The 11,954-nt window shown below is 33.3% G+C and carries 14 protein-coding genes; 2 read left to right on the top strand and 12 right to left on the bottom strand.

The annotated features are described in order from the left end of the window. Nucleotides 1–14 precede the first annotated feature (14 nt). From FA048_RS17970 to pheT, 5 genes are all read right to left on the bottom strand, one after another. Entirely contained in the window at nt 15–515 is a 501-nt protein-coding gene (locus FA048_RS17970; RefSeq protein ID WP_136843708.1) for an Mpo1 family 2-hydroxy fatty acid dioxygenase, read from the bottom strand. Nucleotides 516–667: 152 nt separating this feature from the next. Then, nucleotides 668–2,239, bottom strand: a complete 1,572-nt coding sequence (gene rny / locus FA048_RS17965) for a ribonuclease Y (protein WP_136843706.1) — start codon at nt 2,237–2,239, stop codon at nt 668–670. A 187-nt stretch (nt 2,240–2,426) separates the two neighbouring features. Then, on the bottom strand, nt 2,427–2,717 hold the full coding sequence (locus FA048_RS17960) for a cell division protein ZapA (protein ID WP_136843704.1): 291 nt from the start codon (nt 2,715–2,717) through the stop codon (nt 2,427–2,429). A gap of 32 nt (nt 2,718–2,749) precedes the next feature. Continuing rightward, on the bottom strand, nt 2,750–3,040 hold the full coding sequence (locus FA048_RS17955) for a hypothetical protein (protein WP_136843702.1): 291 nt from the start codon (nt 3,038–3,040) through the stop codon (nt 2,750–2,752). Nucleotides 3,041–3,094: 54 nt separating this feature from the next. After that, nucleotides 3,095–5,491 (bottom strand): phenylalanine--tRNA ligase subunit beta, encoded by a 2,397-nt coding sequence (gene pheT, locus FA048_RS17950; protein WP_136843700.1) that lies wholly within the window; start codon nt 5,489–5,491, stop codon nt 3,095–3,097. A 167-nt stretch (nt 5,492–5,658) separates the two neighbouring features. Here pheT and FA048_RS17945 point away from each other — a divergent pair, with 167 nt between their 5' ends. After that, nucleotides 5,659–6,081 (top strand): hypothetical protein, encoded by a 423-nt coding sequence (locus tag FA048_RS17945; RefSeq protein ID WP_136843698.1) that lies wholly within the window; start codon nt 5,659–5,661, stop codon nt 6,079–6,081. A gap of 52 nt (nt 6,082–6,133) precedes the next feature. Here FA048_RS17945 and FA048_RS17940 read toward each other — a convergent pair whose 3' ends face one another. The 7 genes from FA048_RS17940 to rpsT form a co-directional block, all read right to left on the bottom strand. Then, nucleotides 6,134–6,622 carry a hypothetical protein gene (locus FA048_RS17940; RefSeq protein WP_136843696.1) on the bottom strand — a complete coding sequence of 163 codons (489 nt, stop codon included), beginning with the start codon at nt 6,620–6,622 and terminating at the stop codon, nt 6,134–6,136. A 22-nt stretch (nt 6,623–6,644) separates the two neighbouring features. Then, the gene (locus FA048_RS17935; RefSeq protein ID WP_136843694.1) at nt 6,645–6,851 is read right to left on the bottom strand and encodes a hypothetical protein; all 207 of its coding nucleotides are present in this window, start codon (nt 6,849–6,851) and stop codon (nt 6,645–6,647) included. A gap of 3 nt (nt 6,852–6,854) precedes the next feature. Next, on the bottom strand, nt 6,855–8,249 hold the full coding sequence (locus tag FA048_RS17930; protein WP_136843692.1) for a radical SAM protein: 1,395 nt from the start codon (nt 8,247–8,249) through the stop codon (nt 6,855–6,857). Further along, complete coding sequence (locus FA048_RS17925; protein ID WP_225872576.1) at nt 8,242–9,018, bottom strand: prolipoprotein diacylglyceryl transferase; 777 nt, start codon at nt 9,016–9,018, stop codon at nt 8,242–8,244. Before FA048_RS17925 ends, FA048_RS17930 begins: the two co-directional genes overlap by 8 nt. 6 nt (nt 9,019–9,024) lie before the next feature. Next, nucleotides 9,025–9,864 (bottom strand): endonuclease/exonuclease/phosphatase family protein, encoded by an 840-nt coding sequence (locus FA048_RS17920; RefSeq protein WP_136843690.1) that lies wholly within the window; start codon nt 9,862–9,864, stop codon nt 9,025–9,027. Between the two features lie 87 nt (nt 9,865–9,951). Further along, on the bottom strand, nt 9,952–10,650 hold the full coding sequence (radC, locus tag FA048_RS17915; protein ID WP_136843688.1) for a RadC family protein: 699 nt from the start codon (nt 10,648–10,650) through the stop codon (nt 9,952–9,954). Between the two features lie 148 nt (nt 10,651–10,798). Next, on the bottom strand, nt 10,799–11,053 hold the full coding sequence (rpsT, locus tag FA048_RS17910; protein ID WP_136843686.1) for a 30S ribosomal protein S20: 255 nt from the start codon (nt 11,051–11,053) through the stop codon (nt 10,799–10,801). A gap of 302 nt (nt 11,054–11,355) precedes the next feature. On the opposite strand from rpsT, the gene purN reads away from it, so the two are divergent. Beyond that, nucleotides 11,356–11,934 (top strand): phosphoribosylglycinamide formyltransferase, encoded by a 579-nt coding sequence (purN, locus tag FA048_RS17905; protein WP_136843684.1) that lies wholly within the window; start codon nt 11,356–11,358, stop codon nt 11,932–11,934. Nucleotides 11,935–11,954 lie beyond the last annotated feature (20 nt).

The raw sequence follows: 11,954 nt of genomic DNA, 5'->3' as shown, positions 1-11,954 counted from the left end.
AGAATTGAAAAGAATTAGTATTTCAAACCCATTTTTTTGCAAATGAAATGCAATAACCAAATTGGACCAATTAGCAAAAATTTAACATCATCTAAAAAGGAAGGTTTTTTCCCTTCAATTTTATGTCCGATAAATTGACCAATCCATGCCAGTACAAAAATTACCACATAAATTAAACAAGCATTTAAACTACCTAAACCATAAAACTGCTCTATTTTAACAATTACATAGCTCATTAGACCAATGATCCAGATCATTAAAAAAAACAAAACCGGTGAAAGGGTAAAATAATAGTACATCGCAAATGCAATTAAAAACGATGCCCAATTTAAATAACCGTTGTATTGCCCTAAAAACTCTAAATGAGGAAATGGAATTTGCCAAACTAAGCCCAATAAGCTAAAAACAATTAAAGGCACACAAATCCAATGTATGGTTTCATTGGTATGGTTTTGATGACTTTCTGCATATTTATCAAAAAGCACATCTACTGGGCGTTTTTCTATTTGTTCCATAGCTTAATTATTTCCGTAGTCTTCGACAGGCTCAGACTGACACTTGTAATTGGTTATATAAAGATAAAAAAAGCGTCCTGAAAATTCGGGACGCTTTTAAAATATTTATTTGTCTACTTAGAGATTCTTCGCTTTGCTCTGAATGACAAGTACTATTTGGCAAATGCAACAGATCTAGTTTCTCTGATTACAGTAACTTTAATCTGACCAGGATAAGTCATTTCAGTTTGAATACGATTAGAGATATCTGCTGCCAATAATTCTGCCTGCGCATCTGTAATTCTTTCACTTTCTACAATTACACGTAACTCTCTACCTGCTTGTATCGCAAAAGTTTTTTCTACTCCTGGATAAGACATGGCTAATTCTTCCAGTTCTTTTAAACGCTTGATGTAGCTTTCTACTACTTCGCGTCTAGCTCCTGGTCGTGCACCTGAAATAGAGTCACATGCCTGAATGATTGGAGAAATCATCGAAGTCATTTCAATCTCGTCGTGGTGAGCTCCAATAGCATTACAAATTTCTGGATGTTCTTTATATTTTTCTGCCAATTGCATTCCTAAAATAGCGTGTGGCAATTCTGGATTATCATCTGGCACCTTACCTATATCGTGTAATAAACCTGCACGTTTAGCCATTTTAGCATTTAAGCCTAGTTCGGCTGCCATGGTAGCACAGAAATTAGCCACCTCACGAGAGTGGTGTAATAAATTTTGCCCATAAGAAGAACGGTAGCGCATACGTCCAACCATTCTAATAAGCTCTGGGTGTAAGCCATGAATACCTAAATCGATAACGGTGCGTTCACCAATTTCAACAATCTCGTCTTCAATTTGCTTTTTAGTTTTTGCAACAACTTCTTCAATACGAGCTGGGTGAATACGACCATCTGTTACCAAACGATGCAAAGCTAAACGAGCAATTTCTCTCCTTACCGGGTCGAAACCAGATAGGATAATTGCTTCAGGAGTATCATCTACAATAATCTCAATTCCTGTTGCTGCCTCTAGTGCACGAATATTTCTACCTTCTCTACCAATAACACGACCTTTAATCTCATCGCTATCAATATGGAAAATAGAAACAGAATTCTCAATTGCTGCTTCTGCTGCTGTACGTTGGATAGTTTGAATAACTACTTTTTTAGCTTCTTTACTAGCCGTCAATTTAGCTTCATCAACAATGTCTTTAACTTGCATCATGGCTTGGGCACGAGCTTCAGTTTTCATGTTTTCTACCAATTGATTCTTAGCTTCTTCAGCACTTAAGCCTGCTATAGTTTCCAATTGCTGTACATGCTGATTCTTCAACACATCAACCTCTTCTTGTTTTTTAACTGCAAGGGCTGTTTGTTTCTCTAAATTAGATTTATGAGTATCTAATTCTTGTTCCTTGCGATTCATGTTTTCCAACTTAGAATTAAGCGATTGTTCTTTTTGCTTAATGCTATTTTCTCGTTGGTTAATCTCATTATTTCTAGTATTTACTTGTTGCTCATGTTCAGCTTTCATTTGCAAAAACTTTTCTTTAGCCTCAAGTAGTCTATCTTTTTTTAAAATTTCAGCATTGCTCTCTGCTTCTCTTAGTATTTTCTTGGCTTTGTTTTGCGCAGCAACTTCTTGTTGTTTTAACAGGCTACGTAAAAGGTATCTTCCTATTACAATACCTAGGGCTAAGCTGGCTAATACACCTCCAATTATTCCCGTTATATCTATTATGTCCATTTTTTGTTTTATATAAAAAAACCGTAACTAAATTATTATGCCTCGTGTATAGGTTCTTTCTCATCAAGATTGATGAAATAAAAACTACAAATATTGAAACATAAAAATTTAGCCACGGCCAAATTCTATTAGCTGTAATGATTTAACAGATGAATAACTCACCAATTAACCATTTATAAAGAACGATTTATTTAGCGAAAAAACTCTTTAACAAACTATCTAATTCTTCAACTTTTTCGGCAACTGCAGTATCTTGGTTCTGCACTTTATGTTCTGTTCTCAATACTGCCGTTGCATAATGCAACACCGCCATTGAAAGCAAATCTTGTTTATCTCTAACCGCATAATTTTCTTGGTAGTCTTTTATGCGTTCATTAATAATTTTAGCCGCTCGTCTCACAATTTCTTCTTCTTCTATATTCACCTTTAATGGGTAAATACGGTCGGAGATAGTTATTTTAATAGAGATTTCTCCCATTTTTTAGCTTTGTTTCAATTTTTTTATGCTACCTATTTTTTAAGCAACACTACACACTTATCTATTTCACGCACAAATTCGTTAATTTTTTGCTTTATATCAAGTGTCTTTTCACTTGTACCCTCAATACTTTTTGCTAATTTAAGTACTCTTAGCTTTTCATCAAGGTCTGTATGTCTAATTTTGGCAGTTTCTAAGGCTGCTTTTGTTTGTTGATTTTCTTTTTTTAATAAGTCATTTTCTTCTTGTAGGGCATTACAAAGCTCAATCAAGCGAGCAGTTTTTTGTATTACACTATTTAATTGTTCTGCAACTGAAGACATTCTTTACTAAATTTTTTAAAATCACCAGCATTAATATTGCTGAAAAATATTTTATTATCTTATCTCTGCTTTGGCAGTTTGTGCCAAGTTAGCTATAATCTTTTGCATAATCGCATCAATTTGCTTATCAGTTAAAGTTTGTTCTTCATCCTGTAAAGTGAAATTTAACGCATAAGATTTTTTTCCCTCTGGTAATTTATCGCCTTCAAAAACATCAAATATCTGCACTTCTTTTAATAGTTTTTTCTCTGTTTTAAAAGCAATAGATTTTAATTCCTCAAAAGTAGTTTCTTTGTCTACCAACATAGATAGATCTCTTCTTACCGTTGGATATTTAGGAACCTCTTTATTTACAATCTTATTTTTTCGAATTGCATCTAATAATAGTGCCCAATCAAAATCTGCATAAAATACATCCTTATCAACTCCAGTTTGTTTTTTATCAGCAGTTGTTACTGCACCGAAAGAAACAAGTGTTTGAGCACCTCTAAAATATTTTAGTCCAAATGCAAAGTTTTCATCCTTAATTTCTTCTGATTGGAAATTAGTTAAACCTAAGCGTCCCAGAATACCATCAACCGCAGCTTTTAAATTATAAAAAGTAGATGGTGTTGAGCTTTGGTTCCATTGTTCGTTCTGTTTTGCACCACTTATTAAAATCAATAATCTTGGTCGCTCAATATATTGATCTCCTATTAAATGGTAAGTTTTGCCAAACTCATATAATTTTAAATCTGTATTCCTTCTGTTCTGATTATAAGCTACACTTTCTAAAGCTGGCTGCAGCAAACTTTGGCGCATCACATTTAAATCTGAGCTTAATGGATTTAAAATTTGTACTGCTTCTTCTGGCTTTTTAGAAAATGCAGCACGCGTTAACGAGTTACACCAAATTTCTAAGTAACCGTTAGCCGTTAGCATATCGGCAATCAGATTTTGAACATTCTCTTTATTCGGCTTGGCAGTATACGCTAAAGATGCATTTACCTTTGTAGGGATATGAATGTTATTGTATCCATAAATACGTAAAACCTCTTCTGTAACATCACATTCACGAGTAACATCAACCTTATATGCCGGAACTTTTAAGCTTAAACCTTCTGCAGTTTCTATAGCAACCTCAATTCCTAAAGCTAAAATAATTGCTTTAATTTCTTCAGCAGGAATATCTTGACCAATTAGCTTTACAATGTTCGAGTAGCTAACCTCAACATCAAATGGAGCTGATTTAACAGGATAAATATCAGAAATTGAAGAAGAAATCTCTCCGCCAGCAATTTCCTTAATTAATAATGCAGCACGTTTTAACGCGAAAACTGTGATTTCTGGATCAGTACCACGCTCAAACCTAAAAGATGCATCTGTTTTTAAATTATATCTTTTAGAAGTTTTGCGAACACTAACTGAATCGAAATAAGCACTTTCTAAAAATATATTTGTTGTGCTTTCTGTAACTCCAGAAGTTTTACCCCCAAAAACACCAGCAATACACATAGGCTCTTCAGCGTTACAAATCATTAAATCGTCTGCAGAAAGTTTACGTTCTACCCCATCTAACGTTACAAAAGGAGTTCCTTCAGCACATTTTTTAACAACAACTTGTTTACCTTTAATTTGATCGGCATCAAAAGCATGCAATGGCTGACCAAGCTCATGTAACACATAATTGGTTACATCAACAATGTTATTAATAGGACGAATACCAATTACTTTCAATTTATCTTTAAGCCAATCTGGCGATGATTTTACAGTTACACCTGCAATTGTTACACTGCTATAACGAGGGCATGCTTTTGTATCTTCAACTTTAACCTCAATTATTAACTGTTCATTTTCAACTTCAAAAGTAGAAACATCTGGCATTTGATAAGAAGTACGCAAATAAGCTGCTAAATCTCTAGCTACTCCTAAGTGAGAGGCGGCATCTGCCCTATTTGGTGTTAAACCAATTTCGAACATAAAGTCATCTTCCATCTTGAAATAAGATTTTGCAGCAATACCGATTTGTGTATCTTCTGGTAAAACCATAATTCCTGCATGAGATGCCCCTAAACCAATTTCATCTTCAGCACAAATCATGCCTTCAGAAACTTCACCTCTTATTTTTGATTTATTGATCTTAAAAGGTTCTCCTTCATTAGGAAAAACCGTTGTACCCACTGTAGCCACTACAACTTTCTGGTTTATACCTACATTTGGTGCGCCACAAACAATTTGTAAAAGTTCTCCTGCACCAACGTCTACTTTGGTTACACGTAAACGATCTGCATTTGGATGCTGTGCACATTCAACAACATGTCCAATTACCAATCCTTCCAAGCCGCCAACAATTGGTTGTACTTTTTCTAAGCTTTCTACCTCTAAACCGATATCAGTTAAGATTAAAGAAATTTCTTGTGGGGTTTTATCAGTTTGAATAAATTGTTTGAGCCAGCTATATGATATTTTCATTTTTGGAGTATCAAGTATATAGTATCAATTATTGAGACAATGCTCAAAACAAGTACTTAAAATTAAACGCAAAGATATTATTTAAAGCTGAAAGGAAAAACTTGGAAGCAAACAAAGTGACCATTGTTTTGTTTATATAAGCGATAAGCCAACTAAATATCCTAAAGATGAAATTCTTGAGTATGATACTCGTCATTTGCTTGTATTTTTCCAATACAAAAGCACAAGAAGTCAACTATCAATCTATAAAGGGTTCATGGGAGTATAAAAGTCCGAAAGGAAAAACCAAATTGACTTATAAATTTGATGTTGATAATAAATTTACCAGCCTAACTGAACACAAAGAAAAGGAATTACAAGCAGAGGGAATGTATGAGTTTGACAAGAAGGATGATTTAGATAGACTGAAATTAACATTAACGGACAAGGCAAATAGCAACCAGAGCCAGATTTTATATCATTTTATCAAATTTGCAGGCGCCGATACTCTGAAAATACAATCGGTTAACGATAAGCAAACAAAATGGCTGCCAGAAAGACGAAGAAACACAATGATTTTTGTTAGAAAGAAAGAGAAGCCCAAGGAATAAACTACCAATTCGGATAGTAGTTAGTTCAAACCTATATATTACTCTGAAATTATTATTTTACTATTACTAAAGGGTTTTGACCTGAATTTCCGGTTTCTATTCTTGATTTAGCTGTACCATTAATCCAAATTTGCTGCAAAAGCGTATTTCTTTTTCTGTCTGAATTAAATTCTCCAACAATCTCATCTTCCGTACCATCCTTGTACCTAATAAATTGAGTGATTTTGTTTCCGCTAAAATTTTCAGTACTGATATCAAAGTACATTTGAAATCTACTTTTACCATTTTCGGTTCTAATCTTAAAAAATTTCGCTGCATCTAGATTACCTTGATATAAACGTATTTTTGATCCGTTTCTTAGAACATATATATCTACATTTTCTTCCGTCAGCGCACCTGCAGTATTTGTATTTAAAAGATCCTCACCTTTTGAATTTAAAAATAAAAAACTCACATCTGCATTAATATCTACACCCCTAATTGGTTTTTCACAGCCAAAAACAACTAAAACAAATAGCGCTATTGTTAATATTCTTTTCATAATTTCTACAAATTTAAATATATTAGTGCATACCACCCAAACCGCCTAATATAACTGCACAAGCACCAACGCCTATCACCAACATTATTACCGAAATAATTAACAGTTTTAAAGCTGGCTTTAGGGGCTCATTCTTTGATGATTTAATGATAAGCTGAATTAAGCCTATTAGAAAAACTACACCTGCAGCAAGCCAATATGCAATGCTTAAAACTATAATACCTTCCATATTCTAATTTAGGTTTAATTTTTCTCTTATCGTATCAATTTTATGATCTCGATAAAAAATATTCATTGTTTCAAATGGAACGATTTTATATTTATCACTCACAATGTGTACACATGATTTTTTTACCGCTCTAACATCAAAGTCTAAAGGATCCATGAAGTTCATAATAATAATGCGAAATAAATTATCATAACTTAAATTATCTGATTTAACTCTAGGTAGGCAACACATTAACTCTCCAAAAGTATCTTCGGCACAATCTACTGAAACGCCTGTACTAAATAAATTTAGCATATGCGCTTTCAACTTCTCATCATGCTCAAAAACTATTGTATTTTTTGAATTATTTAACAAATCTTCAGGATTGATTAAATGTGTCATCGGAATAACTTCATCGCCAATTTTTAGTGCATAAGCCATACACAAAGCATCAGGATTGCATGGAACAGGGATTAAATCTTGTGGAGTGAAAATTGGATATTGATCATATATTTTCCTGCGAACTTCCGTTAGGGTTATTCTCCCCTTTTGGTCGTTGTAGTCATCGTTTCTACCCGCAACCTGCGTAGGCTGAAAAGTTACACCTCTAACACATTTCTGTTTTAATGCATAAGCTAAAATATCGCCAATTTCATGGTCATTTAATCCATTTTGTAAAGTAACAACAAGGGTTGTAGATACATTAAATTGATTGAGATGTTCAATTGCCTTTCTCCTCACTTCAGTTAAATCTTCCCCCCTTAACTTGGTTAGAACTTCTGCGCTGAAACTATCAAACTGCAAATAAATCTCGAAATCTGGCATATAACTTGCCAATTTTTCAACAAAGCTAATGTCTTTCGCAATGCGGATGCCATTTGTGTTTACCATTAAGTGTTTAATGGGTTTAGTTTTTGCCAAATCTAGAATCTTAAAAAAATCAGGATGTACAGTTGGCTCACCACCAGAAAGTTGCACCACATCTGGCTCACCTTCATTTGCAACAACCACATCCATCATTTTTTCTATCTCTTCTAAAGTTCTGTGTCTGCCATAATTAGGAGAAGACATGGCGTAACATGTTGGGCAGGCCAAATTACATCTATCAGTAACCTCAATAACCGTTAAACAAGAATGTTGCTCATGATCTGTACATAAACCACAATCATACGGACAGCCATAATGCACTTTTGTATTAAATTTTAAAGGCATTTCAGATTGCTTGTTGTAATTCCTAATCTGCTTATAATATTCTACATCATCGGCAATCATTACCTTACTGTCGCCATGACTTTTGCAATGTTTAAGCATATAAACTTTCGCATCCTGAAACACAATTTTTGCATCACATAGCATTAAACACTCTGGGCACAAGCTTTTAGTATAATCGTAATAAATATAATCTCTCGTATTAGCCATAGATTTGCTTTTGTAATAGCATTTGATTAGTCAATCTAATAAAGAATTTATAATAATAGATAAAAATAAATATAGCCGACCAATGAATGCTACTTAAACTTAGGAATAAAGGATGATAAGGCTTGATAAATTCAACTAAAAAACGGAACAAAAAGTACAGTACCATAAAAAGTTTAAACCGATCCCCATTTAACAAATATTTATTTTTAATAGATTGAAACAATATAAAAAGTAGGACTACATAAATCATTTCATATAAGGCCACTGGGTGTCTTTTTATTCCATCACCCAAATCCATTCCCATAAAAAAGCTAGTTTTGATACCAAAAGTAGGTTCATCTACCCCCATAAAAAAGCACCCAAGCCTTCCTATAAATAATGATACAAGAATTGGAATGACGTATAGATCCCCCGAAGCAATTCTTACACCTATAAATTTTTTAATGATTTCGACTCCAAATAAACCACCTAACAACCCACCAGCTATTGTTTTGCTTGCATATAATGTCATAAAAGTAATTTGACTTAATTCTGCTGGAGTTTCTAGAATAGCAATTACTCTTGACCCTATTAAGGCCCCGAGCATTGCCCCTAGCATAATCCAAAGTCGATTTTCATCAGAAATAGGATCCTTTACATTCTTTTTTAATTGATAATAAACTCTAATACCAATGATAAAAGCTAAAGTTTCTAGAATATAGTGCCAATGGTATAGGTTACCATTAATCTCAAATTGAACTGGAAAGTGAATGTAATTAGCTAAAAACAAAATAGCTTAATTAAAAAACAACTTCACAAAAACAGGCAAATGGTCTGAATAATAACGTTGGTCTTTACTGTCTGATAAAGCAGCAAATTTTTGAACCTTAAATGCTTTATTTACGAAAATATAATCGATTTTATTCTGTAGTGGGCTATCCCACTTAAAAGCATTAAAAGTTCCATTTGGGCCATAAGGAGGTTCTATAGTAACTTCTTTAGTATCTATTAGGAAAGATTTAATGGTAGCAATTGCCTCAGTTTCTGGAGTTACATTTAAATCACCAGTAAAAATTACAGGTAAGGTTGGCGCTATCTGTTGAATTTTTTGTTTAATTAATTTAGCTGATTCAATTCTTGCCTGTACACCAATATGATCATAATGTGTGTTAAAAACAATAAACTCCTTTTTATTAGATTTATCATAAAGTTTAACCCAAGAGCAAACTCTATTTAAAGCTGCATCCCAACCTTTACTTGGCACATCTGGAGTTGTTGATAACCAAAAAGTTCCACCATCTTTTTTCGTAAAACGATTTTTATTAAAATATACAGCAGAAAATTCTCCTTTTCTTTTACCATCATCTCTTCCTGCCCCAACAACATCAAAATCTGTATTGGCTAATAAATCATCAAATTGCTCTGGCAATGCTTCTTGAACACACAAAATATCGGTATCGTAAAATTTGATTAATGCTTTAACATTGTCCTTTCTATTTGGCCATGCATTAATTCCATCAGATGCAACATTCAGCCTAATATTATACGACATCACATTAATCGGTTGGTTTTTCTGGGCATTTGATACCGAAATAAGTGATAAGCAAAGGAATAAGAGTATAAGGGTTCGTTTCATAATTGCACTAAATTACAAATCGGATATTAAATAATTGTAAAGAATTACTTATTAATCCAGACCTGCAACTCATAACCTATAACTCAATTACATCAACCCTTCATCAGCTAAACTCAAATAAGAATGGTCTGTTATAATTAAATGATCATAGATAGGAATTTCTAATAACAAGCCTGATTGTACCAGTTTTTTAGTTATGCTAATATCTGCGCTACTCGCTTTTAAATTACCAGAAGGATGGTTATGTGCTAAAACTATAGAGGCTGCATTATTTTCAATTGCGATTTTAAAGATAATTTTAGGATCAACTACCGTTCCTGATTGCCCCCCTTTGCTGATAAATTGTTTACTCATTACAAAGTTTGCTCGGTTAAGTAGTAAAACCCAAAATTCTTCATGTGGTAAATCTTCAAACTCAGCTTTTAAGATTAAGTAGGCATCTCTTGAGGAATCAATTTTTTGGCGCCTCTGCATTTCTGTTTCTTTTCGCCTTCTGCCAAGCTCTAGGGCGGCAACAATAGCTAGCGCTTTTGCTTCGCCAATTCCTTTAAATTTTGATAGTTCCTTAACGCTTAGCTTAGCAACTTTAGTTAAGTCGTTTTGGTAGAAACCAAGAATACGCTTGCTCAAGTCAACTGCAGTTTCTATTCTATTTCCAGAACCTATTAAAATTGCAATCAGTTCTGCATCCGTAAGCTGTCTTCTGCCTTGTAAAAGTAGTTTTTCTCTCGGCCTGTCTGCCTCAGCCCAAGCTTTAATGCTTAATTTTTGTTCGTAGTTATCCATCCAAAGTTGATCTAATTTATAAATACAATCGGGATGGATTGAGTGGTCTAATATAGAAATACTATTTGCTAATCCAATTTGAAAAATTTAAACACAAAAAAAACGGTATCGCAAAAGCAATACCGTTTATATATTTTAAAAAAGGCGACTATTTTAAACCGTTAACGAATTTCGTTAATTTAGATTTATTGTTAGCAGCTTTATTTTTGTGAATTACGTTTTTCTTAGCTAAACGATCTAACATTGAAATTACTTTAGGTAATAACTCAGTACCAGTTTTTTTATCTTCAGCAGCACGTAATCTTTTAATGAAAGTACGTGTAGTTTTTGCTTGATATCTGTTACGTAGACGTTTTGTCGCGTTTGCTCTAATTCTTTTTAAAGACGATTTATGATTTGCCATTATTGTTTAGCCTTTTTATATCTTCTGTGTTAACTATTTTTCGGACTGCAAATATAGAGTTTATGTTTTTAAAATGCAAAATGCTTTTGAAAATAATTTCATAAATATTTGTAAAATAGGGGAAATAGGGAAATTTAGACCAAAAACCTAGTAAATAACTTCCTAAATAAGTCTACGGCAAGCTCAGATAGACACATCTTTCGAGTATTAACAAACTCATTTCTACCTATATATTTATAAAAATTAATTAAAACGCTTTTATTGAAAGCCTAAAATGCTATTTTTGAAAAAAACATAGCATTTTGAAGAAACGTATCGCAATTTTTGCTTCGGGCTCAGGGTCTAACGCTCAAAAATTAATGGAGCATTTTAAACGTAACACAGAAGTAGAGGTTGCATTGGTTTTAACCAATAACCCAGATGCTTACGTTTTACAGCGTGCTGATAGTTTTGAAATACCATCTCACATATTCGACAAACACGAATTCTATAAAACTGACAACATTATAGACCTGCTCAAAAACTTAGATATTGATTTAATTGTATTGGCAGGTTTCTTATGGTTAATTCCTAAAAACTTATTGCAAGAATATCCTGGAAGAATTATCAATATTCATCCTGCTATTTTACCGAAATTTGGTGGCAAAGGCATGTATGGAGATTTTGTTCATAAAGCAGTAATGGAAGCTAATGAACCAGAAGGAGGAATCACCATTCACTATGTGAACGAAAACTATGATGAGGGAGAATTTATTTACCAAGCCAAGTACCGTATTGATAAGGGCGACAACCTAGAAATGGTGAAATTTAAAGGGCAACAATTAGAGCATCTACATTATCCACGCATTGTAGAAAGCATTATTAAGAAGATAAAAAAGTAGAAAAAAGTCCGAAAATCAGA

The sequence above is a fragment of the Pedobacter polaris genome (genome assembly GCF_005116505.1).
Classification (GTDB): Bacteria; Bacteroidota; Bacteroidia; order Sphingobacteriales; family Sphingobacteriaceae; genus Pedobacter; species Pedobacter polaris.
Note: the sequence above shows the minus strand (reverse complement) of the source record. Positions and strands in the feature narration are given on the sequence as shown.

Coding starts and splice junctions, on each gene's coding strand:
- FA048_RS17955 (WP_136843702.1), bottom strand. CDS start 3,040: ATGTCTTCAGTTGCAGAACAATTAAATAGTGTAATACAAAAAACTGCT.
- pheT (WP_136843700.1), bottom strand. CDS start 5,491: ATGAAAATATCATATAGCTGGCTCAAACAATTTATTCAAACTGATAAA.
- rny (WP_136843706.1), bottom strand. CDS start 2,239: ATGGACATAATAGATATAACGGGAATAATTGGAGGTGTATTAGCCAGC.
- FA048_RS17940 (WP_136843696.1), bottom strand. CDS start 6,622: ATGAAAAGAATATTAACAATAGCGCTATTTGTTTTAGTTGTTTTTGGC.
- FA048_RS17945 (WP_136843698.1), top strand. CDS start 5,659: ATGAAATTCTTGAGTATGATACTCGTCATTTGCTTGTATTTTTCCAAT.
- rpsT (WP_136843686.1), bottom strand. CDS start 11,053: ATGGCAAATCATAAATCGTCTTTAAAAAGAATTAGAGCAAACGCGACA.
- radC (WP_136843688.1), bottom strand. CDS start 10,650: ATGGATAACTACGAACAAAAATTAAGCATTAAAGCTTGGGCTGAGGCA.
- FA048_RS17930 (WP_136843692.1), bottom strand. CDS start 8,249: ATGGCTAATACGAGAGATTATATTTATTACGATTATACTAAAAGCTTG.
- FA048_RS17960 (WP_136843704.1), bottom strand. CDS start 2,717: ATGGGAGAAATCTCTATTAAAATAACTATCTCCGACCGTATTTACCCA.
- FA048_RS17970 (WP_136843708.1), bottom strand. CDS start 515: ATGGAACAAATAGAAAAACGCCCAGTAGATGTGCTTTTTGATAAATAT.
- FA048_RS17920 (WP_136843690.1), bottom strand. CDS start 9,864: ATGAAACGAACCCTTATACTCTTATTCCTTTGCTTATCACTTATTTCG.
- FA048_RS17935 (WP_136843694.1), bottom strand. CDS start 6,851: ATGGAAGGTATTATAGTTTTAAGCATTGCATATTGGCTTGCTGCAGGT.